This window comes from Luteolibacter pohnpeiensis (assembly GCF_016595435.1).
Classification (GTDB): Bacteria; Verrucomicrobiota; Verrucomicrobiia; order Verrucomicrobiales; family Akkermansiaceae; genus Luteolibacter; species Luteolibacter pohnpeiensis.
In genome coordinates, this window is sequence record NZ_JAENIJ010000007.1 from 23509 (window position 1) to 46167 (window position 22659).

Annotated in this window: 23 protein-coding genes; 12 read left to right on the forward strand and 11 right to left on the reverse strand. The window is 54.5% G+C overall.

The features are described 5' to 3' along the window. The 5 genes from purN to JIN85_RS06090 all read right to left on the reverse strand — a co-directional run bounded on the left by purN (position 1) and on the right by JIN85_RS06090 (position 3576). Positions 1-603 carry a phosphoribosylglycinamide formyltransferase gene (gene purN, locus JIN85_RS06070; protein ID WP_200268672.1) on the reverse strand — a complete coding sequence of 201 codons (603 nt, stop codon included), beginning with the start codon at positions 601-603 and terminating at the stop codon, positions 1-3. Next, a complete protein-coding gene (locus tag JIN85_RS06075; RefSeq protein ID WP_200268674.1) occupies positions 600-1850 on the reverse strand; it encodes a Zn-dependent hydrolase in 1251 nt (416 codons plus the stop codon). Before JIN85_RS06075 ends, purN begins: the two co-directional genes overlap by 4 nt. A 37-nt stretch (positions 1851-1887) precedes the next feature. Then, a complete protein-coding gene (locus JIN85_RS06080) occupies positions 1888-2358 on the reverse strand; it encodes a dihydrofolate reductase (protein WP_200268676.1) in 471 nt (156 codons plus the stop codon). A 43-nt stretch (positions 2359-2401) separates the two neighbouring features. Next, positions 2402-3214, reverse strand: a complete 813-nt coding sequence (locus tag JIN85_RS06085; protein ID WP_200268677.1) for a thymidylate synthase — start codon at positions 3212-3214, stop codon at positions 2402-2404. A gap of 65 nt (positions 3215-3279) precedes the next feature. After that, positions 3280-3576: a KH domain-containing protein gene (locus JIN85_RS06090; RefSeq protein WP_200268679.1), complete on the reverse strand. Its 297-nt coding sequence runs from the start codon at positions 3574-3576 to the stop codon at positions 3280-3282. Between the two features lie 158 nt (positions 3577-3734). Here JIN85_RS06090 and tal point away from each other — a divergent pair, with 158 nt between their 5' ends. The 3 genes from tal to thiH all read left to right on the forward strand — a co-directional run bounded on the left by tal (position 3735) and on the right by thiH (position 6711). Then, complete coding sequence (tal, locus tag JIN85_RS06095) at positions 3735-4694, forward strand: transaldolase (RefSeq protein ID WP_200268681.1); 960 nt, start codon at positions 3735-3737, stop codon at positions 4692-4694. 118 nt (positions 4695-4812) lie between these two features. Continuing rightward, positions 4813-5454: an RNA polymerase sigma factor gene (locus JIN85_RS06100; RefSeq protein WP_234047272.1), complete on the forward strand. Its 642-nt coding sequence runs from the start codon at positions 4813-4815 to the stop codon at positions 5452-5454. A 150-nt stretch (positions 5455-5604) separates the two neighbouring features. Next, on the forward strand, positions 5605-6711 hold the full coding sequence (thiH, locus tag JIN85_RS06105) for a 2-iminoacetate synthase ThiH (RefSeq protein ID WP_234047273.1): 1107 nt from the start codon (positions 5605-5607) through the stop codon (positions 6709-6711). A gap of 30 nt (positions 6712-6741) precedes the next feature. Here thiH and JIN85_RS06110 read toward each other — a convergent pair whose 3' ends face one another. Together JIN85_RS06110 and JIN85_RS06115 are read right to left on the reverse strand one after the other, a co-directional pair. Next, a complete protein-coding gene (locus tag JIN85_RS06110) occupies positions 6742-7071 on the reverse strand; it encodes a low molecular weight protein tyrosine phosphatase family protein (RefSeq protein WP_325108488.1) in 330 nt (109 codons plus the stop codon). After that, positions 7068-7694: a hypothetical protein gene (locus tag JIN85_RS06115; protein WP_200268685.1), complete on the reverse strand. Its 627-nt coding sequence runs from the start codon at positions 7692-7694 to the stop codon at positions 7068-7070. Before JIN85_RS06115 ends, JIN85_RS06110 begins: the two co-directional genes overlap by 4 nt. A 180-nt stretch (positions 7695-7874) precedes the next feature. Between JIN85_RS06115 and JIN85_RS06120 the strand changes: the two genes are divergently transcribed. The 4 genes from JIN85_RS06120 to JIN85_RS06135 all read left to right on the forward strand — a co-directional run bounded on the left by JIN85_RS06120 (position 7875) and on the right by JIN85_RS06135 (position 11712). Beyond that, positions 7875-9647, forward strand: a complete 1773-nt coding sequence (locus tag JIN85_RS06120; RefSeq protein WP_200268687.1) for a potassium transporter TrkG — start codon at positions 7875-7877, stop codon at positions 9645-9647. A gap of 7 nt (positions 9648-9654) precedes the next feature. Continuing rightward, entirely contained in the window at positions 9655-10332 is a 678-nt protein-coding gene (locus tag JIN85_RS06125; protein WP_200268689.1) for a potassium channel family protein, read from the forward strand. An 86-nt stretch (positions 10333-10418) separates the two neighbouring features. Then, on the forward strand, positions 10419-10781 hold the full coding sequence (locus JIN85_RS06130; RefSeq protein WP_200268690.1) for a SpoIIAA family protein: 363 nt from the start codon (positions 10419-10421) through the stop codon (positions 10779-10781). 19 nt (positions 10782-10800) lie between these two features. Beyond that, positions 10801-11712, forward strand: coding sequence for a cation diffusion facilitator family transporter (locus JIN85_RS06135; protein WP_200268692.1), 912 nt, complete (start codon positions 10801-10803; stop codon positions 11710-11712). A 78-nt stretch (positions 11713-11790) separates the two neighbouring features. Here JIN85_RS06135 and JIN85_RS06140 read toward each other — a convergent pair whose 3' ends face one another. Beyond that, a complete protein-coding gene (locus tag JIN85_RS06140) occupies positions 11791-12381 on the reverse strand; it encodes a superoxide dismutase family protein (protein ID WP_200268694.1) in 591 nt (196 codons plus the stop codon). Positions 12382-12578: 197 nt separating this feature from the next. Here JIN85_RS06140 and JIN85_RS06145 point away from each other — a divergent pair, with 197 nt between their 5' ends. After that, complete coding sequence (locus JIN85_RS06145) at positions 12579-13187, forward strand: 2OG-Fe(II) oxygenase (RefSeq protein WP_200268696.1); 609 nt, start codon at positions 12579-12581, stop codon at positions 13185-13187. Positions 13188-13243: 56 nt separating this feature from the next. Here JIN85_RS06145 and JIN85_RS06150 read toward each other — a convergent pair whose 3' ends face one another. Then, positions 13244-14524, reverse strand: a complete 1281-nt coding sequence (locus tag JIN85_RS06150) for a DEAD/DEAH box helicase (protein ID WP_200268698.1) — start codon at positions 14522-14524, stop codon at positions 13244-13246. Between the two features lie 248 nt (positions 14525-14772). Between JIN85_RS06150 and JIN85_RS06155 the strand changes: the two genes are divergently transcribed. Beyond that, on the forward strand, positions 14773-15984 hold the full coding sequence (locus JIN85_RS06155; RefSeq protein WP_200268699.1) for an SHD1 domain-containing protein: 1212 nt from the start codon (positions 14773-14775) through the stop codon (positions 15982-15984). A 7-nt stretch (positions 15985-15991) separates the two neighbouring features. Here JIN85_RS06155 and JIN85_RS06160 read toward each other — a convergent pair whose 3' ends face one another. Both JIN85_RS06160 and JIN85_RS06165 read right to left on the reverse strand, forming a co-directional pair. Further along, positions 15992-17110 (reverse strand): HupE/UreJ family protein, encoded by a 1119-nt coding sequence (locus JIN85_RS06160; RefSeq protein WP_200268701.1) that lies wholly within the window; start codon positions 17108-17110, stop codon positions 15992-15994. Positions 17111-17137: 27 nt separating this feature from the next. Further along, a complete protein-coding gene (locus JIN85_RS06165) occupies positions 17138-18433 on the reverse strand; it encodes an SGNH/GDSL hydrolase family protein (RefSeq protein ID WP_200268703.1) in 1296 nt (431 codons plus the stop codon). Between the two features lie 144 nt (positions 18434-18577). Between JIN85_RS06165 and JIN85_RS06170 the strand changes: the two genes are divergently transcribed. The 3 genes from JIN85_RS06170 to JIN85_RS06180 are packed head-to-tail and all read left to right on the forward strand — an operon-like array spanning position 18578 to position 22659. Next, positions 18578-19894: a bifunctional UDP-3-O-[3-hydroxymyristoyl] N-acetylglucosamine deacetylase/3-hydroxyacyl-ACP dehydratase gene (locus JIN85_RS06170; protein WP_200268705.1), complete on the forward strand. Its 1317-nt coding sequence runs from the start codon at positions 18578-18580 to the stop codon at positions 19892-19894. 45 nt (positions 19895-19939) lie between these two features. Then, positions 19940-21814: a threonine--tRNA ligase gene (gene thrS, locus JIN85_RS06175; protein ID WP_200268707.1), complete on the forward strand. Its 1875-nt coding sequence runs from the start codon at positions 19940-19942 to the stop codon at positions 21812-21814. Next, positions 21811-22659, forward strand: a complete 849-nt coding sequence (locus JIN85_RS06180) for an MBL fold metallo-hydrolase (protein ID WP_200268709.1) — start codon at positions 21811-21813, stop codon at positions 22657-22659. Before thrS ends, JIN85_RS06180 begins: the two co-directional genes overlap by 4 nt.

Consider the following 22659-nt stretch of genomic DNA (forward strand, 5'->3'; position numbering starts at 1 on the left):
TTAAGGGGCGGCTGGCAAGCGTATCTGCCCGCTTACAATCCCTGACAAGACCTCTACCAAGAACGTATGCTCGCGTTGCAAAACTCGGGCAGAGAGCGAAGCGGCGTCATCTTCGGGAAATACTGGAACCTCGGTTTGGGCCAGAATCTGGCCGTGATCGTATTCCTCATCGACCAGATGAACCGTGACTCCAGTAATCGTTTCTTTGGCCGCAATCACAGCCTGATGCACGAAAGCTCCATACATCCCCTGCCCGCCGAATTTGGGCAGCAGGGCTGGATGAATGTTCAGAATCCGATTCCGGTAGCGAGCGATGACGCGCGGACCGAGATGCTTCATGTAGCCAGCTAAAACAATCAGTTCGGCGTGGTGCTCCAGCAGTTCGTGGAGCATGGCCGCATCCCGTTCATCTGGATCGGGATGGGTCACACGGTTGATCACACGGATTGGCAATGCTTCTGTCACGGCGCGTTCGATCGCGAGGCATTTGCGGTTGTTGCTGATCAGCAGAACCGGCTTTGCCGTTAAATTCCCAGCCGAACAGGCATCGAGCACCGCCTGCATGTTGCTCCCACCGTGCGAGGCGAAGAAGGCGAGGTTCATTTCACCTTTCGGTTTTCGACCATCCAATGAATCGTTTTCTCCGCCAAGGCATCGAAGGCTTTGACGCACAGTTCCAAATGGTCTTCGCGGGTGTCTTCGATCTTGTTGTGGCTGATGCCGTGGAGGCTTTGCACAAACATCATGACCGTCGGAATTCCCGCGCGTGCCACCTCAGCCGCGTCATGCAAGGGACCCGACGGCAAGCGGTGTGAAACTCCGCAAGTTTCCTGAATCGCCGTGTCGCAGAAATTCACCAACGTTTCATCGAAAATCACCGGTTCAATCTGCCACAAACGTTCCCACTCCACGGTCACGCCCCCTTCTGCGGCGAAGCGTTCGCTCGCGGATTTTGCCTCGGCAAGCATCGCCGCGAGCGAATCCGCGTCCAGATGCCGCTGATCCAAGGTCAGGCGGCATTCGGCGACCACACTGGTGACGATACCTGGTTTGGTGGTGCAGGAGCCGATGGTGCAGACGCCGCCGTGGCGGTCGGTGATCTGATAGATTTCCGGGGCCATTTTTGCAGCGGCCAGAAATGCATCCTTACGGCGATTCATCGGCGTGCTGCCGGAATGCGCTGCCTGACCGCGAAAAACGATGGCATGACGCTCGACCCCAAAAGTTCCAAGAACGGCACCCAACGGCAGTTCCATATCGAGCAAAACCGGGCCTTGCTCGATATGCAACTCCAAATAAGCATCAGCATGTTGCGCGAATTTTCCCGAATTTTTCACATACTCGAAATCGATACCGTATTTGGCCACTGCTTCGGGTAAATGGATGCCGTTTGCATCGACCAAGGCCCGCGCCTCGTCCATATCGAGATTGCCCGAGAAGGCCGATGAGCCGAACAGGCTCTTGCCGAAACGCGCGCCTTCTTCATCCGCCCAATCGACCAATTTCACAGTAACCGGCGGTTTGCCCTCATACTGCGCGTGGATCCGGCGCATGGTTTCGACGCCCGCCATCAGGTTCAGGCAGCCATCGAGCCAGCCTCCATTTGGCACGGAATCGATATGGCCGCCGATCAGCAAGGATGACTCCGAGTCGCCGCGCAGGGTGAACCAAAGGTTGCCAGCAGCATCCATTTCGGTTTCGACCGGCAACTCCTGCATTTTGAATTTCAGCCACTCCCGTGCCTTGGCCCAAATCGGCGTGAAGGCAACGCGCTGTGCGCCGTCTTCATCTCCAGTCAAAGAACGAAGTTCCTTCAGCTCTTCCACCGTTCGTTTCAGATTCAAAAACATACGCTTGATCAAAGATCAAACTGGATGATGTGAAAAGTCAATTGCTGCGGCACCAGCGGCGGACTTCGAAGGATTCGAACGATTCCAGAACCTCGCCTTTTGGGAATTGATCCTCAAATTCCGGAAAAATAGTATCGCCTGAATGATCCTCAAAGACATGACTGATCAAAAGATCGTCCAATCGCGGAAGAAAGGCCGAGTAGATCTCCGAACCGCCGATGATGAAAACCGTGCCTTCCAGGCCAGGCAGATTCGCTAACTCGGATGGATGGTGAATCGTTTCAACACTCTCCGCAGTCCAAGAATGATCCCGTGTGAGGACGATGTTGCGCCTTTTGGGCAAGGGACGCCCGATCGACTCGAAGGTTTTTCTCCCCATCACGATGGGATGGCCTGAGGTGGTTCGTTTGAAAAATGCCAAGTCTTCGGGCAGATGCCACGGCAACTTCCCATCTTTCCCGATCACCCGATTAGGAGTCATCGCCACCACAGCCGTCAAATGAAGCATCGCTTGGAGTGTAATTGCTTGATTTCAATGATCGCCACCCTTCTCAAACCGCGACGGGGGCCTTGATGTGCGGATGCGGATCGTAATCCTCCAGTCGGATGTCTTCAAAGGTGAACCCATCGATCTCTTTCACATTGGGATTAAGCCAGATACGAGGTAATTTTCTCGGTTCTCTGGAAAGCTGAAGTTCAGTTTGTTCGAGGTGGTTGGTGTAAAGATGGAGATCGCCAAACGTATGCACGAAGTCGCGTGCTTCGTAGCCGCACACGTGGGCAACCATTTCCGTCAACAAGGCGTAGGAAGCAATGTTGAACGGAACCCCGAGAAACAAATCCGCGCTGCGTTGATAGAGCTGGCACGAAAGTCCGGGTCGTCCTCCCTCGGGAGCTTCGTGGACGTAGAACTGGAACAGCAAATGGCACGGAGGCAGCGCCATCTGGCCAATTTGCCCGACATTCCAAGCTGAGACAATGTGGCGCCGGGATTCGGGATTTCCTTTAAGACCGTCGATGAGCATCTGGATCTGATCGATGGATCGACCTTCGGGCGTGGGCCAGGAGCGCCATTGCTTGCCATAAACCGGACCGAGCTCCCCTTCTGCATCTGCCCATTCGTCCCAAATCGTGACGCCGTTTTCGGTGAGGTAGCGGACATTGGTTTCGCCTTTCAGAAACCAGAGAAGTTCGTGAATGATCGAGCGGAGATGCAGTTTCTTCGTCGTCAGGCAGGGAAAGCCTTCGCGCAGATCATACCGGGCCTGACGTCCAAAAACGGAGACGGTGCCGGTGCCAGTGCGGTCCGCACGGGTTTCCCCGTTCGCCAGCACGTCTCTCATCAGGTCCAGGTAGGCTTTCATCGTCCGCCACGCTAGCGAGAGGACTGTCCGGATTGGAAGATCGTTTTCTGCCGATACTTAGATGCTTAATGACCATCCCCGCGGGCCAGCAATTCCGCCTCCTCTTCGTGGGAATGAATTTGCAGGCTCACCTGAACTCCTGCGCGCTCCGCCGCGGCTTTCAGAACATTGCGGATCGCCGAAGCAGTAAATCCGTTCCGACCGATCAACATCGCCACATCCGCTTGAGCGAGAACGAGTTTGAATCGAAGTTTTTTGGGACTCAATTCCGCGACTTTGAGCTGCGCCTGTGATGGGTCATCGATCAGTTTGATCGCGACAAACTGGAGGAAATTCCGCAATCGTTCTGTTACAGGCTGCATGATCCCTATCGTGTACCTGCTTTCCACCTGTCGCAAGCTCACACTCTCCGATCTGGCGAACAAATTTGGAAAAAATGCGGAATCCACCATGAAACCGGATTGGCAATAAACTCCGCATTTTCCCTTTCATCCGCAGGGAGCCGGGTTAGCATCGTCAGATGAGTGCCAATCAACTCGAACAACTCAAGAAATTCACCGTCGTCGTCGCCGATACTGGAGACTTCGAATCCATGAAGGAATACCAGCCACGGGATGCCACCACCAACCCGTCGCTGATTCTCCAAGCAGTCGGCAAGGAGGAATACAAGCACCTGATTCAGAAAGCCGTCGAGGACCTGAAAAGCTCAGATCTCAAGGGGCCGGATCTTACCAAGGCAATTATCGACCGGATTCTCATCCTGTTCGGCTTGGAAATTCTGAAGATCGTCCCTGGTCGCGTTTCGACCGAAGTGGATGCCCGGCTTTCCTTTGATACCGATGGAACCGTTGCCAAAGCTCGTGAACTGATCGCCGCTTACGAAAAAGAAGGGATTTCCCGCGAGCGGGTCTTGATCAAAATCGCCTCCACCTGGGAAGGCATCAAAGCCGCCGAGATTCTGGAAACTGAAGGGATTCACTGCAACTTGACGCTGTTGTTCTCATTTGCCCAAGCCGTTGCGTGCGCCGAAGCCAAGGTCACCCTCATTTCCCCATTCGTCGGACGAATTCTCGACTGGCATAAAAAGGAAACGGGCAAGGATTTCCACGGCGATGAAGATCCGGGCGTGATCTCGGTGAAGGAAATTTACAACTACTACAAAAAATTCGGGTACAAAACCGAGGTCATGGGCGCTTCGTTCCGAAACACTGGCGAAATCGTGGCACTTGCAGGCTGCGATCTGCTGACCATCGGGCCCAGCTTGCTCGGTGAGCTGCAGCAATCCACCGAACCGTTGGAAGAACGCCTCTCGCCGGAAATCGCCGCAGCGTCAGATTTGGAGAAAATTTCACTCGATGAGAAATCGTTCCGCTTGATGTTCAACGAAGACGCCATGGCGGTGGACAAAACTGCGGAAGGCATTCGCAAGTTCTCAGCCGATATTGTGAAGCTTGAGAAATTGATCGAAGAGCTGCTCTGATCGGCCAATCTGGCTTTCCGGATCCATGAACGGGTGAACCGAATGGGGTTCACTCGTTTTTTGTGGCTAAGCACGAGCTTCTCCGCAACTTTAGTGGCTGTGGTCGGTTTCAGAATGCATGTTCAGCGCCGGAATCGCCGCGACACCCCTTTACCTTCCTATGGAGGCCGAGCCTACCCCTGCGCACACCGATGAAAATGCCCGCGACATCGCATTGATGTCCCGCATCGGTCAGGGAGATCACGCCGCTTTCCGGGAACTGGTGTTGCGACATCAGAATGCGGTGATTGGCACCGTTGCCAAGATGTTAGGCAATGGCTCTGAAGCGGAAGACATTGCCCAACAGGTCTTTTTGCGGGTCTGGCGTCACGCGAAACGCTATCGCCCGGAAGCGAAGTTCACGACCTACCTTTTCACCATCACCCGGAATCTGGTTTTCAACGAATCCAGGCGAAAAAAGCGTCGCAATGAGGTTTCATCCGATGCGCGCGAAGAAAACTCCCACGCGCTGGTGCCTGACGATATTTCCCGCCAGCCTGACTCGGAGATTCTGCAGGCGGAATTGCAAGCGGCGGTTGATGCCGCCATCGCCGCACTACCGGAACAACAACGCATGGCGGTGATATTGCGTCGTTATGAACAAATGCCTTACGAGGAAATCGGTGAAGTCCTGAATCTGACCCTTCCTGCGGTGAAAAGTCTGCTGTTCCGTGCGCGGACGACTTTGCGTGATTCGCTGAACAAGTATTTGGAACCGTAAGAATTCCCCCATTCCACTCAAGCCAGGACGTGGCTTGGGTTGATGGAAATCATCGCCACGAAAGCCAAGCGATAGGTTCCCCTTGATTCCGAATCGATGCACCCGCATGGTTCGCCCGCGATGTCATTTTCGGAAGTTTTCCCGCAGCTCATGTCAAATCCGACACCTCTCATGCGGCGGTTGTCGCGCATGATTTCGGATGAAACCGCTCCTCCTTTGGAAGAAATGGCGCGGAAAAGCCAGCAACTCACCCGCCGCCATTTTGGCAACACGATGCGACTTTTCGCGCCGCTGTATGTCTCAAACGAGTGCGTGAACAATTGCTCTTATTGTGGATTTTCCCGAGATGCTGGCATCCTTCGAACCACGCTCACAATCGATCAGGTGGTGCAAGAAGCAAAGCATCTGCACGGGCTGGGGTTTCGAAATATTTTGTTGGTGGCAGGCGAGCACCCGAAATTTGTTTCCGAGGGTTACCTTCAGGACTGCCTTGATGCCTTGAAGTCATTCATCCCGACGCTTGGTCTGGAAGTCGGGCCGATGGAGGACGATCAGTATGCTGATATCGTAAACCACGGCGCTGAAGGTCTGGTGGTCTATCAGGAAAGTTATCACCGGGAGACCTACGAGATCCTCCATACTGCCGGGCCGAAAAAGAAATTCAACTGGCGCCTGGATTGCCCCGAACGTGCTTACATGGGTGGATTTCGGAGGATCGGAATCGGCGCCCTGTTCGGCCTCGCCAATTGGAAGCATGAAGCCCTCGCTCTGGCAGCACACCTTGAGTATCTCTACAAGCACTGCTGGAAGGCGCAGTTCACAGTGGCGTTCCCACGCATGCGCCCTTACGCAGGAAACTATCAATACGAAACGGATCCGGCATTGTTCCTCCCGGATGCTGCGTTTGTTAGATTGATCACCGCGTTCCGAATTCTATTTCCTCAGGTTGGAATCGTCCTTTCGACTCGTGAACCCGCGGCACTGCGCGATGCAGTTTCCACGCTTGGAATCACCCAGATGTCAGCCGGTGCGCGCACCGAACCTGGCGGATACACCGGCGCCGGCCACGACGATGTGCACCTCACAGTCAAAGGCCGCCGGGTCGAACTGGAACAGAAATCCGGCTGCGAGCGTGCGACCGAGCAATTCAAAATCACCGATACCCGCAGCCCTGCTGAAGTCGCTGCAATGTTGAAGTCAAAGAAGCTTGATCCTGTCTGGAAAGACTGGGAGGAATCGCTACTCGCCACCTGCTGAGAACGATCGAACAACCGCAATGGCCATCGGTTAGAAGTGGTTGGCACAGCGCTTTTCCAACAAGTCGATCAGCGCTGGCTCCATGAAGTCGTATTGATCGGGTATATTGAGCACCGCGATTTTTTTGCCGCGCAGATATTTTCCAAAGTTCCGGTTCAGTCGGGATCGGTGAATTTTTTCCATCACCAGAATCAAATCCGCCCACTCCAGCTGTTCCCTCGATAGCGGCACTTCGGCATCTTTGCTCAATCCGGCTGAATCCACTTCTACTTCCGGATGATTCGAAAAAATCGCTTCGGCAGTCGGACTCCGCAATCGATTGCGGGAGCAAATAAACAAGACGCGTCTTTTCTCAATCACTGCACAGGATATCCGGCATCCATGAAGACTTTGGCAAGAAGTCGTTTTCCATTGGACTCGATTCGATCTCCATGGCCGATGATGATGCGATCGAAATCCCACTCTAACAATTTACGGATCGATTGGATAAAAGCTGCCCGATCCTGAATGGCATTCTGAAATGGTTTTGTCATTCCCGGATGGGATTTGCCGCCGACCGAGCCTAGCTTGAGAAATTGCTTTTGAATCCAGCTGCTCTCATGCGGGAAATTGATGATGAGATCGCAAACCACCAAGGTTTTCGAAGCGACATGAAGCATCACAATCTCTCCAAAATCGGGGGCACCATCGATGGATAAAACTTCGATCTCCCCACTCCATTCCGCAGGTGGTTGGAGTAAATTCTCCGTCGTCACCTCTGCCTCTTGATCAAATCCAGGAGGAGCCAAATACCGAGCATCGGGAAACGCTTTCACACCCTCTCGAGCAAACGTGGAATGCCGGAGAAGCGCGTCGACCAACCAAGTCGGATTGCCCAAACTGGTAATATCCTGTATATCCTGCTCGCTGAATGGTGCCGTAGAATGAATCACCAACTGATCATTCTTCAGCCTCAGGACGGCAACATTTCGCTGAATATCCATGCCCAGTATTTTCAGCGGAAATGATTTCATCCAGAGATCAGGTGCCAGCTGTTGAAAGCGATGGGTGGAGTTCACATCGATAGATTACCGCAGATTGTTTGTTGCGCGATTTCTTTCCATCCATGAGCGACTTTACCTGAATTCAGCCCCTCTGGCTGGTCTTGACGATCAGCGGGCGGCGTGGATAGCATAGCGCCCTTGAGACTGAGCACGGATGATGCAGAGGGCCATCCTCTGATTTTGGATTTTGTGGCATTCCTGCTCGGAACCGGAGCAGCCGCGCTCCTCGTTTGGGAAATCGGATGGCCACTCACTTCAGGTGATCGCAAAATCGCGACGATCATTTCACTGGTCCTCGCAGTCGCGGTCGTGGTGATGGAACTCTATCGACTGATCACCATCCGCGAGGAACGCAAAAAGTGGCGACGCGCGATCATTTTCATCGTGGTCCCTGTCTTTGCGATCATTCAAATCTACCTCTCCCGGCGTTGGGGATTTTGGCATCAGCAGGAAGAATTCGCAGTTCGCGGAGTAGGACTTACATTACTCACCGCGAGCCAACTTACGTTGGTGGTCCCGGGCTTGCTGCGATTGTTAGACCTGACCCGCAGCGAGTGGTTCAAAAAAATTCCGCCCGGCATGTTGGTCGTCGGGAGCTTTGTCGTCGTTATCTTGATTGGCACTGGATTGCTGAAAACTCCGAACGCAACGAATACCGGAATCAGTTGGCTCGATGCGCTGTTTACTTCCACCAGCGCGGTGTGTGTGACTGGATTGATCGTCAAGGACACCGCTCTGGATTTCACTCTGGCGGGCCAAGGCATCATCCTTGGCCTGATCCAAGTCGGCGGACTTGGCGTAATGACCCTCGCCTATTTCATCGCGTTGATGAGTGGCCAGGGCATTTCCCTGCGCGACAGGGTGTTCCTCAATGAGATGTTTTCGACGACAAACGTGCGGGCCGTGACCCACTTTGTTAGAACAATTGTGCTAACCACGTTGTTGATCGAGGGGATTGGAGCCGCAGGGCTTTACTATCAATGGCGCGATCTTGAACACGGTTTATGGCATGCCTCGTTCCATTCGATTTCCGCGTTCTGCAATGCCGGCTTTTCGACCTTCTCCACCGGCCTGATGGACAGTGCGGCGAGGGAATCGTATGGCATTCAATCGATCATCATGATCTTGATCATCGTCGGTGGATTGGGCTTCGTCGTTACCGGACAATTGCCAGGGCTTACCTTTGCACCGGTCCTGCGAAAAATCACCTCGATGATGAGACGGCGGCGACCGTATGTTTGGGTGCCGGTGCATTCGAAACTGGTGCTGGTAACCACGGCTTTACTGGTGGTGTTCGGCATGCTCGGTTTCTGGTTGCTGGAATTCGAAGGTGGATACGGACACCCATGGGTCGCCCTATTCAACAGCGTGACGGCTAGAACTGCAGGCTTCAATGTGTCAGATTTGAGCCAGCTTTCGATCCCTTCGGTCATCTTCATGTGTTTCCTGATGGTGATTGGTGGAAGCCCGGGAGGTACTGCAGGCGGCCTGAAGACGACCACCTTTGCATTGGGCATGCTGGAACTGCGGCGGATTCTGTTAGGCCGTAGTGATGTGAATGTGTTCGGCAGGAGAATTTCCCGCGATGTTCTGGATCGATGTCACGTGACTTTGGTGCTATCGCTGCTTTGGATTCTGGCCTCCACGACGGCGGTCAGCCTCGCGAATCCTGAATTCAAATTGGACGATGTATTGTTCGAATGCGTGAGTGCATTCGCCACTGTCGGAGTCAGCCGTGGCATCACGGCGGATCTAGTACCTTTTTCAAAATGCGTGATCATTCTCACCATGTTGGTGGGTCGGATCGGTATCCTTACTTTTGCTCTGACCATGGCGGGGCGTCCACGCCCGCGGCACTTCCAATATCCGGAAGCACGGCTTCCTCTGAACTGAAGTTATTATGAAATATGGAGTCATCGGCCTGGGTAATTTCGGGCGCAATCTAGTCATCGAATTGTCCGAACTCGGACATGAAGTCGTCGCAGTTGATATTTCGGAAGCTGCGGTCGAAAAGGTGAAGAATCATGCCACCCTCGCCGTCGTGGCCGATGCTTCGAATCTAACTGTTATCGATGAGTTGGGACTCACCTCTCTCGACATGGTGGTGGTAGCGATTGGCAAACATTTCGAATCCAGCGTTCTGGTCACGACCTGCCTCGTTCGTTCCGGACAGCACAAGCTCTTCGTTCGAATCGTGAACGACCTTCACAGCCATCTGTTAGAAATGGCAGGTGTCGAAGGCACGATTCAAGTGGAATCTCTCGCTGCAGCGCAGTTCGCGCGGCGTCTCGATAACCAAAGCTTGATCCGACATTTCAGTGTCGATGACACGCACGCGATCGCCGAGCTGAAGGTTCCTGCTTCGTTCATCGGCAAAGCTCTGCGGGATGTGAACTTGCGCCAAAAGCATCACTTGAATCTCATCACAGTTCGGCGCCCGCATGGAAAAGGTGAGGATGTCGAGCCGACGGCGATCGATGAAATCCCAACACCGGATTTCATTTTCAAAGAGAATGACTTGCTGATCATTTACGGGCATGAACGCGCCGTCCGAATTTTCTCTGAGGACTTCAGCTGAAGCAAAAATGGGATCTGCCGTTTGACCTGACTCGATTGCGCGCGATGGTGTGTTTGATTCGCTAACAGAACAACCCATCGATAGCCATGTATCAGATTTTACCAGAAACCAAAGGCTCACTGATCGCACTACGTCTCTCCGGAAAGTTAGACAAAGAAGATTACAAAGCATTCCTCCCCGTCATCTCCGAAGCCATCAAACTCCATGGCAAGGTGCAGCTTTACTGGGAGATGGATCAATTCGACGGCTGGACGCCTGGCGGGCTTGGAACCGACGCTGGCTTCGGTTTGGAGCACATGAATGATTTTTCCAAAATTGCCATAGTCGGGGAGAAAACCTGGCATGACTGGATGACCAAATTGATGAAACCATTTACTTCGGCCGAGGTGAAATACTTTGAGTTGTCTCAACGTTCCGAAGCCATGGCTTGGTGCCAGGCCACGGCATAAATCTCCAGTCGCCACGCTCATGTCTCACGATCATTCCCACTCCCATGCAGGGCATCTCCATGGGCATGATCACGCGAGTTCGGATAATCTGAAGGTCGCCTTTTTTCTCAATGTCGCCTTTACCATTCTCGAAATTTTCGGCGGCATCTGGACCAACAGCATCGCCATCATCACCGATGCGCTCCATGACCTCGGCGATTCCGCGTCACTTGGATTAGCCTGGTATTTCGAGCATCTATCCAAGAAGGGACGAACCAGTCGCCACACCTACGGATTCAAACGTTACCGGCTTCTCGGCGGTTTGATCACCGGTCTCTTTCTGGTAGCAGGTCTGGCGGTCGTTCTGTGGAAGGCAACCACCCGCTTATTCCATCCTGAAAGCGTCAATGCCCCTGGCATGATTGCGCTAGCTGTAGTCGGGATTGTTTTCAACGGCGCGGCGGTTCTGCGGATGAAAGGTGCCTCCTCGCTAACCGAACGGATCGTTAGTTGGCACTTGTTAGAAGACACCCTTGGGTGGTTCGCGGTTCTGTTAGGAGCAGCGGCGATGTCCATTTGGGATGTTCCGATCATTGATCCGCTGCTCTCCATTGCGTTGTCCCTGTTTGTGCTTTGGAACGTGGCGAGGAATCTCAAGAAAGTCATGGTGGTGTTTCTTCAAAGCACTCCGGAGAGCTTTGATCTGAAGGCTTTCGAAGCAGAAATCCATGCGCTGCCAAATGTTGAATCGTCGCACCACATCCATGGTTGGTCACTGGATGGCGAGAGCCATGTTCTCTCGATTCATTTGGTGATGAATGAAACGGCGACTCGCGAACAAATTGTTCAAACCAAGCAGTTGGTGCGCAACCGGCTCGAGCCGGAATTCAAGCATGTCACCATCGATATCGAACTGGCAGGTGAGCCATGCATCTGCCCATCTGCTGAATGAACGGGTGATACTGAAAACACCTTACAAAAAAAGCCCGTCCAGATTCTGGACGGGCTTTCCAGCATCTATCAAAATTTGTTATTTGGAATCTTTGGAGATTCCAATCACACCAGCTCCAATGCGGGCACCGGCGTTTCCTGTTGGTTGGCCGCCATCATCTTCCTTGGCGTGAACGATCACGGCACGACCAAGAATGCCGTCCTTGCCGTGACCCAGAGTGATGTTATCGACGACGATGGTTTTCTTCGCTACACCATTGGCGTCGGCATCAAGGTTGCCCAAATCACCAGCGTGACGCATTTCCTTGTCTGGCATCGCGTGGTCGTGACCTTCCGGATTGAAGTGGCCACCAGCGCTGGTGCCGTCTTCCGAGCCGAGATCGCCAAATTCGTGAACGTGGATGGCGTGCTTTTGATTCGGATTCAATCCGCCGATTTCAGCGGTGACTTTAACGCCGCCTTCGACTTTTTCGAAAACCACGGTGCCTTTGACTTTGCTGTCACCCAGTCCGTGGATGACGGCGATGAGCTTGGTAGGCTCGGCAGGCATGTGCATGTGCTCCATTTTGCCGGTCGTTTCCGTTTTTTCCTGGGCATTGACGGAGGTCATGCTGGCAGCAATTGCGATCGCGGTAAGTCCGCACAAGGGAAAGTTCAGGTATCTCTTCATAGCGGAATCACTCCTCGTTCAAGATCCGTTGTTAGGCAAGTGATCTTCTGAAAACTCAGCGATTAATTCAGACGCCATCGACGGTTTTACGCGGTTTCCATGCACCTCGCGGTCATGCGAAAATCTGCGAATTTTTTTCTCGTCCAGCGTGATTCCGAGCAGCAGATTCTGCGCTCTTCAACGATCAGAACGCCGCCGTGAGCAATCATCGCCCTATTATTGATGACATTCACCGGCAAGGCTGGTCGGTGACCCGCGATTATCTTTCCAGTGCTGAATCCCACGGCCTGAGCGATGAGGTGCGTGCCGCATGGCAAGAAGGCGAATTCCGTCGCGCGGGGGTTGGTCGTGGAAAAGATCTGAAAATCCGTGAGGACGTGCGGAAGGATCACGTGATGTGGCTTCAGGAAAGTGAAATCACCAACTGCCAGAACGCCTACCTCAAGCGCCTGGATCGCTTGCGCCAGGACATCAACCAATCGCTGTTTCTCGGCCTGCTCGATTTTGAAGGACACTTCGCCATTTATCCTGAAGGGGCATTTTACAAACCCCATCTGGATCGGCACCGGCTGTCGATGGACCGGCTGATGACCGTCATCCTTTATCTCAATCCGGACTGGCAGCCAGGCGATGGTGGTGAGCTGAAAATCCGCACCACACCTGGTTGTGAAGATGGTCCTTTTGAGCTGATCGAGCCCCGATTGGGCACCATGGTGTGCTTCTTATCGGGCGACTTCTGGCATGAAGTGCTGCCGGCCAAGAAAACCCGGGCCAGCATTACCGGATGGTTCCGCGGCCGTCCTTAACCCCCTTCATCCCTGGACAAAGGGGCTATTTCGGGCGACCACGGTTTCGTTGATCCTTAGCGGGTTCTCGCAGGGCGGCGGCGCCGGTTGCGACGACCTCCCCCGCCGTTTCCGCCGGATTTAGGCTGATGGTTGCTGCGGGAGCGCAGATTTTTTTCGCGCAGGTGCTTCTCAGCGAGTTCAGCATTGTGCCAGCCATGATCTTCCCAGGTCGGAACCTGCATGCGGATCACTTTTTCGATTTCACGCAGATATTCCAATTCGTCTTCGGTGCAGAACGATACCGCACTGCCATCCGCTCCTGCACGGCCAGTCCGGCCGATGCGATGCACGTAGGCTTCTGGTTCGTTTGGAAGGTCGAAATTGACCACGAGGCCCACTTCTTTCACGTCCACACCGCGTGCGGCGACGTCGGTAGCAACCAAGGTCGGGACAATTCCTTTTTTGAAGCGTTCCAGAGCTTTTTCGCGCTGCGCCTGAGACTTGTTTCCATGGATGGCATCCGCAGGAAATCCGGCTGCACACAAACTCTTGGCAAGCTTGTTCGCGCCGTGCTTGGTGCGGGAGAAAATGATGGTGAGCTTCTGGCTGTCCGATTGATCCTGTCTTTTCAGGAGTTTCTCAAGAAGTGGCCGTTTGCTTTCGCGATTCACAAAGCAGACTTGTTGTTCAATCCGCTCGGCCGTGGTCGACTCAGGAGCAATCGTCACCGAAGCTGGATTGTGCAAGATAGTCTCGGCCAACTGAACGATGTTCGGAGCAAGCGTCGCCGAGAAAAAGAGCGATTGCCGACGAGGGGAGATCAGGCTGACCACACGCTTCACATCGCGTAAAAAGCCCATGTCCAACATGCGATCGACCTCATCCAGCACGAAAAATTCGACTTGTGAGAGGTCGAGATGCCGTTGATCCACCAAGTCCAGAAGGCGTCCTGGAGTTGCTACCAGAACATCCACACCGCTGCGCAGCGCATTGACCTGGGGAACCTGGCCAACACCACCGTAGACGAGGGTTTGGCGGAATTTGACGTATTTGCCGTAGGTCGCGAAGCTTTTGCCGACCTGACCTGCCAGCTCACGCGTCGGAGTAAGCACCAAGGCACGTGGGCATTTCGGCTTCAGCCGGGTCGGCTTTTCGTGCAGTGCGTTCAGGATGGGCAATGCAAAGCTTGCGGTTTTGCCGGTGCCGGTCTGAGCGCAGCCGAGAAGATCGCGGCCTTGCAGGAGTAATGGGATCGCCTGGGCCTGGATTGGCGATGGCGTATGGTATTCGAGTTCGAGTAGAACGCGCTGAAGGGGCGCAGCCAGTGGCAACGCCTCGAAGGAGTCTGGAGTCATTCAATTTTGGGCCTGCCCGTCCGGTTTCGGTGGCTGGCGGTGTCGATGAGAGTAGGAGAAATCCTGGACTATCTCTCATCGATGAAGACAGAAAAAGGATGGAAACCACCAGGCTTCCGACCGGTCAAAAAGTCACCGGACGCGCGCTACATAATCGAAGCCACGGCAAATGCAAGTTTTATGATTTTGCCGATATACTTCAGGATTGCTGGACAGTTTTAAAGATTCCTTCTAATGACAGCCGCGTCATGCGGCCTATTATCCTTCTGCTTCTTTCCTGTTCTCTCGTTTTGGCCGCTGAGCCTCGGACTTGGACGGATTCCCAAGACCGCAAAGTTGAGGCTACACTTGTGCGTTTGGACGGTAGCAACGTGATCCTAAAATTGGCAAATGGTCGGGAAGTACCCTACCCACTCGAAAAGTTATCTGCCGAGGATCAGAAATACGTTCAAAATCTGCACATTGAACAACCGGAAAACGGAGAAGCCGCCGACACTTCGGATGGCAAAGAGGTTGTCACCACGGAACCCGTCAACTTTGACAGTCCGTGGCCGGAAAGGGTGAATTTCAAAGAAGACCCGGAAATCCAGGTGGTTGAGGAAGATGCCGATGCCAAGCGTTTCGTGTATGAGAGCCAAAACTATCAATACGTCTGCGATGTTAGGCTCTCCCAATCGGTCGTGAAAGGATTTGCCGTGATGTTCGAAGCGACGAATCTTTACTGCACGATGTTGCCGATCGGTCTGAATGGCGGGCACCCGACAACAGGCAAAAATAAGATCCTGTTATTCGAGCACAAAAAGGACTATGTCAAAGCCGGAGCCCCACCGAGCAGCGCTGGTGTTTTCATGCCGAGATTGGGACTGGTAATGGTGCCTTTAGAAAGCCTGGGAGTTAAACCTGTGGGCAGCAGTTACATGCTGGATCGCAGCAAGGATAACTCAACGCTCTGCCACGAACTGACGCACCAATTAACACCGGAACCTTATGATGCTCCGGGATCCTTGGGATGGTTCACAGAAGGGCTTGCCGAATATGTGGCAAACACTCCCTACCGGAATGGATCGTTCGATGTTCGCTTCAACCTCAAGAGCATCATCCAAACGGCCACCGCTTACGGCAGTGATGATGTCAGCGGCAGAGCGCTCGGCGAGGACATCACTCTCCCGGACATGAAAACCTACATGATGCAGACTTATCCGGAATTCCTATCCACGCCACAGCTCAGCTATGGCACGGGAATGCTCATGGCCACTTACTTCTTCCAAATGGATGGTGATGGCGATGCCAAACGGATCAAGGCATTCCTGAAAGCCCTCCGCAGCGGCAAGGAAGGCGAGGATGCATTGGCAGTTCTGTTAGATGGTAGAACTTACAAACAACTTGAAGACGATATCACCCGTGCCTGGAGCAAAAAGGGCATCAAGTTCACCTTCAAGCCGGCACCAGAGACGGATTGAGATTTTCTTAGGGAATCAATCCGACCCGCTGCAAGGTCCAGTAGCAGCCGATGAGTGAGATGCCGATGCAAATCCCGATCCGGGCGTAGTGGTATGCTTTGCTTTTCCACCACCGGATGGTGAGAATCCATGCGGTGATCAACAAGGTCGCCTGGGCAGCCTCCACGCCGAGGTTAGCGAGCAGCAGCGACGGCAAAAATCCTTGGCCTGGTTTCAGCCAGGTTGAAAGCGCACCGGCGAAGCCCAGGCCGTGTATCAGCCCGAAGCCAAAAACCACCAGCAGGCGAACTTTTTTCTCCGGGCCGTCTTCCCTGCCCCGGAACACATTTTCCAAGGCAACTGCGACAATGCTGACCGCAATTGCTGGCTCCACCCAATTGCCGGAAATTTTCACAATCCCAGCCGCAGCTAGCCCGAGTGTCACGGTATGAGCCGCAGTAAATGCCAGCGATTGTCCGAGAAGCGGGCGCAATTTTCTGCGGTAAAAAAATAGTCCAAGCACAAACAAAACGTGATCCCAACCTTCCGGAATCACGTGATGATATCCCTGCAGGAAGGACGTTAGCAGAGCTCCGCGCTTCTCCGTCTTCTGCGGTTGATCGATGTGAATGACTTTCGTATCGCCGGGGTCAAGCGTCAGATAATCATCCTCATCGCCCGGGAAATCCAAAATCAAGGTCGGCTGCGTTCCCTTGTTCCAGGTCAATTCCACCGATCCTTCCGGCATGCGGGTCGGACGAATCACGGTCATGAAATAGGCACCGTCATTCAACAAAATCGGAAAATCCGGTGGCGATTTCTCAAAATCAGGAAACGACACCTGCCAATCCACCTTCTGGCCAGCGGAGCGAATTTCCAAGGACTCACGCAAATAACGCTCTGCCTCCTTGCGCATTTCACTCCACCGGGCCTCGCCCAAGCCAACCAGCCAGGACCGGCTGGGCGCCATCGCTTTCGGGTCGTCACGAATCTCTGGTGCCGCGTATCCCGCCTCAAACTGGATACGCATTTCCCAGGAACCCTCTTTTTGCGGAACCCATTCGCCATACAACTGGCTGACCACATGGGCCTGCAGGGAAACCGTGAGGATCAACAGAGCCCCGAATACCAATCGCAGCGTTCTCAACTTGAGGGGAATTTTGGGGTGCTGAAATTACGATCCTGCAACGATCGTGATGGTGTGCTCAAGCGGCCGGAATGCCTTGGCGACTTGATCAGCCAGCGGAGCACGTGCTTTTTCGCTCAAGTCAAAGGTCTCATCGATATCTGCCGAGCCTTCAGGACCGTGAGCAAGATCCTTGATCTGGCGGGTTTCGTAAGCCTGTTTCCGGGCTACCGCTTCCTCGATTTTGTTAAACGGACCAACCATCGGATTGGCATCAAATTCCTTCGGCAGATTGATCCCTGACTTCATTTCAGCTGCGCTGAAGCTTTTGGTCTGGTCGCCCCAGGTGACCTGATAGCTGGCGGCTTTGGGTGACGGGATTTGCAGGATAAAGCGGTTCAAATCGTCATCAAACGCCACTAATTCCATGCCGGTTTGGATCGAGTCAAACTTATCCAACGGACCAGGCCCGGGGCAAAACGCCAGCTTGTTGCTGCGCAGGGTGATTTTGCCATCGGTTGTGGAGAGCACTTCGTGGCCACCCGTTGCGGTCGCAGTTCCTTTGGAATCGTCATAGGTGATGGTGCCGAGATTTCCATCGAAACCGAGGCCCTTCAGAAACGCGTAAGCCATGACCACGTGCCCAGCCCAATCCGGGTGAACGCCATCGTTGCCGGAAGTTTTGAAATCAGGACTGATTTTGGTCTTCGCGGTGTAATCCGCCAGCAACATCGGGGTGTAAACGTCCGCAAACGGAACTTGTTCCTCCCCGGCAATGTCGACGTCGATGTTGCGGAATCGGCTCAAGCTCAGATTCAGTTCTTTTTGGGTAACGACTGAGTTTTTCACCCACGGCGGCACGGAATCGATGATGCCAGGCGATCCCAAAACGACTTTGCAGCCAGCATCCTTGAACATCTTGACCACCGACTCTTGGTTTTTCCGGTATTCAGCGGCGATGTCATCCTGATAAGCCACATATCTGAAATCATTCATGCCGTAGCAAGTGGTGGCGACGTCCGGCTTGAAGCGCAGGACATCGCTTTTCATCCGGCCGAGAAATCCATCTGCCTTCTCGCCGCTCCAGCCATACTGGCGGCAGCGGATTTGCAGCTCAGGCAAACAAGCGGCGATGTAAGTTTCCATGAGCACCGAATAACGGCGTTGCTCGGTGATGGAATCGCCGCAGATCGCCAGCAGATCGCCTTTTTTCAGCAGCAACTTCGAGGTTTCAGGAGCAACATCCAGGGCGTAATCGGACAGTCCGGACGGGACCGGAACCAGCTCTTTGGCAGCCAGTGGAAGCAAACAGGCGGAAAAGATCAAACAGCCGAGTCTTATCATGACTACAAACCACAGGCCGAAACTCCCAACGAATCAAGCCGCCAGATCGAATGCTGGCAGATTTCGCAAGATCCGCGCATTAGCAGAAAACCGGGCAGCATTCCACTTGAATCTTTTTGACAGACCTTAGAAGCTGCGCCTCCCATGTCCGCCGACCTCCAGCATACACTCGCAGGCTCAGCCACTCTCGAAGGCACTTCCCTCCACACTGGAGCCAAAGTCACCCTGACCCTCAAGCCTGCCCCTGAAGGCCACGGATTCAAGTTCCGCCGCATCGACCTGCCTGACCAACCGTTCATTTCCGCAGATGCGGACAAAGTCCAAACGGTGGAGCGCGCGACCACACTGGCGGAAGGTTCGGTGAAGGTTCACACGGTCGAGCACGTTCTTTCCGCCCTCACCGGCATGGGCATCGACAATGCGATCATTGAAATGGATGCGAACGAGCCGCCGATCGGCGATGGCTCCTCCCGTCCGTTTGTCGAGCTCATCAAGTCCGCCGGAATCGTCGCGCAAAAGGAATTGCGCAAAACCTGGGAAATTCGCGAGCCGATCCACATGGAAACCGGTGATGGCACCTTGATCACCATCGTCCCGAGCAAAACCTTCCGCGTTTCGGTCACGAACGTCGGCCCCGAGGGTCGCTTTACCCAATATTTCTCCACCATCGTCACCCCGGAAACCTACGAAAAGGAAATCGCGGCAGCCCGGACCTTCGTTTACTACGAAGACGTCAAGCCGTTGCTTGAGAAGGGCCTGATCAAAGGCGGATCGATCGAAAGCGCAGTCGTCATCCGCGGTGGCGAAGTCCTTTCCAAAGAGCCAATGCGGTTCACCAATGAGTTCGCACGCCACAAGGCCCTGGATCTCATCGGCGATCTGATGCTTTCAGGAAAACGCTTCCTCGGTCACGTGATCGCAATCAAACCCGGTCACGGCCCGAACACCAAAATGGCAGCCCAGCTCAAATCCGAATACAACCGGATGCGCGCCATGGTTCCTGCCCCGATGGCCATCCCGAAAGGCGAAAGCGTTCTCAACATCAACGATGTTCTCAAGATCCTGCCTCACCGTTATCCGTTCCTCATGGTCGACCGCATCGTCGGCATCGAGGGCGATACCAAGTGCATCTGCATCAAGAACGTCACCATCAACGAGCCTTACTTCATCGGCCACTTCCCGGGCCATCCGATCATGCCGGGAGTGTTGCAGCTGGAGGCCATGGCTCAGGTTTCCTCGATCCTGATGCTGCGCATCCCAGAAAACGCCGGCAAGATCGGCTACTTCATGAGCGCGGATAAAGTGAAATGGCGCCGCCCGGTCCTCCCTGGCGACACCCTCTTCATCGAGGCTGAAACCCTGAAAATCCGTGGCTCCATCGGCCAAACCCGTTGCCGCTGCCTCGTAAACGGCGAAATCGTTTCCGAAGCCGAACTGAAATTCGCCCTGCTGGATCACTAATTCGCATCCAGCGCTTCCCCGCTTCCAACCCATCCCATTTTTCTCATGTCCGAACGCAAAACTCTCGACGAACGCCAACAAATGACTGACCTGGAGCGGCTCCGCCACTCCACCGCTCACGTCATGGCGACCGCGATCCTCCGCCTGTGGCCGGATGCGCAATTTGCTTACGGCCCGCCGCTCGAAAACGGCTTTTACTACGATTTCGACATGAAGCACCGGATCACCCCGGATGACTTCGAGAAAATCGAAGCGGAAATGCGCAAGGTGGCGAAGGAAAACCAACGCTTTGAACGCAAAGTCATCAGCCGCGAAGAAGCGAAGGCTCTGGCCGAAAGCGGTCGGCTTGGCGGCTTGTCCGAGCGCCCCGGAAATCCCAGCAAATTCAAGCTGGATCTGATCGATAAAATCCCGGAAGGCGAAGAAATCTCCTGCTTCCAAAATGGCGATTTTATCGACCTTTGCGCGGGCCCGCACGTCGGCTCCACTGCGAAAACCAAACACTCCAAATTGATGAGCGTTTCGTCGTCATTCTACATGGGCGATGAGTCCAAAGGACAACTCCAGCGTCTCTACGGCACGGCATTCCCGACCAAGGAAGAGCTGGACCAACACCTGGTCCGCCTGGAGGAAGCGAAAAAGCGTGATCACCGCCGCCTCGGCCGCGAGCTTCATCTTTTCCACATCGACGAAGCTGTCGGTCAGGGACTGATTTTGTGGAAGCCGAAAGGTGCCTTGGTTCGCCGCGCCCTGCAGGATTTCATCACGCAGGAACTCGACAAGCAGGGCTATTCCCAAGTGTTCACCCCACACATCGGCAAGCTCGATCTTTACCGCACCAGCGGCCACTTCCCGTATTACCAGGAAAGCCAGTATCCGCCGATTCCTGAGCGCGATATTTTGGAAAAACTGGCCGATGAGGACACCAGCTGCGCAACGCTGGTGAACGGACTGAACGAGGGCACCTACGAGGGCTACATGCTCAAGCCGATGAACTGCCCGCATCACATCAAGATCTTCGCCAGCGAGCATCGCTCCTATCGGGATCTTCCGGTGCGCCTCGCCGAATTCGGCACGGTTTACCGCTGGGAACAATCCGGCGAACTTGGCGGCATGACCCGCGTCCGCGGTTTCACCCAGGATGATGCCCACTTGTTCTGCACCCCGGACCAGGTTGCCAAGGAACTGATCGGCTGCCTTAGCCTCGTGAAAACCGTGCTGACGACTCTCGGCATGCATGACTACCGGGTACGGGTCGGTCTGCGCGATCCGGACGACAGCAAATTCACCGGCGATCCCGAAAAATGGGATCAAGCGGAGGCCGCCTGCCGCGCCGCTGCGGCAACCCTGGATGTGCCATTCACCGAAGAAGCCGGCGAAGCTGCGTTCTACGGTCCGAAAATCGATTTCGTGGTCAAGGATGTGATCGGTCGCGATTGGCAACTCGGCACGGTCCAGGTCGATTACGTGCTCCCTGAGCGATTCAATCTCAGCTACATCGGAACCGACAACGCACAGCATCGCCCGGTGATGATCCACCGCGCTCCATTCGGATCGCTGGAACGCTTCACCGGTCTGTTGATCGAGCATTTCGAAGGAAAATTCCCGACCTGGCTGGCTCCGGAACAGGTCCGCGTGTTGCCAATTTCCGATAAGACTCTCGAAGCAGCGGAGGAAATCGTCGCCAAACTCGCCAATGCTGGCGTGCGCGTCGCAATCGACCGCTCCCCGGACAAGATCGGCGCCAAGATCCGCAACACCCGGCTTGAGCGCGTGCCTTACATGCTGGTGCTGGGCGCCCGCGAAGTCGAGGAAGGCACGGTTTCCGTGCGCCATCGGGATCGCGAGGAACTCGCCACCATGAGCGTGGACCAGTTCATCACCGAAATCACCGAGGAGATCAAAAACCGCTGCTTGTGAGCTCGGTCTCGATTTCCAATCCAACTCTTGATTCCCCATCGTCCCCTCCTCAACCTGCCGCCGTGATGCGATTTGCGGTGCTGGGCAGTGGTAGTGGCGGCAATGCCGCGATCATCGAATGTGGTGATCTGCGGCTAATGGTGGACGCCGGGCTCAGCGCGAAGCAGTTGAGCACCAGAATCCGGCTGCTTGGCCTCGAACCGAGCCAGCTGGACGGCATTTTACTAACTCACGAGCACGGCGATCACGTGCGCGGACTGAGGGTTTTCCTAAAGCAATTCCAGGTCCCGGTTTACGCAACCCCTGCGACAGCCCGGGTGGTCAAGGAAACCGGGATTGCAGGAGGAACCTGGAAATTGTTCGAAGCCGGAAACCCATTTGCCATCGGCGACGCGGTCATTGAGTCCTTCGCCATCCAGCACGATGCAGTCGATCCAGTCGGCTTCGTCATCGGCCACCGCGAACGACGCCTTGGTTTGCTTTCGGATGCCGGGTTCGTCACGCGCAGCATGTCCGCTCAGCTGAAGGGATTGAACTCCCTGTTTGTCGAAGCCAATTACGACGACGATTTACTTGAGGCCGATACCAAACGCCCCTGGTCCATCAAACAACGCATCAGCTCCCGCCATGGGCATCTCTCCAATGCTCAGGTCCGCGATCTGATTCAGGAAATCGCGCACCCGGGACTCGTCCGTGTGGTGTTGGGGCATCTTAGCTCGGACTGCAATTCCCCTGAAGTGGTTCTGCGTCACCTGCGGGAGTGCCTGGACGGGCTTGGGCACGGGCTAACTCAACTCCACTGCGCCCGCCAGGATGAGCCTTCGCAGTGGTTCGGAATTGATTGA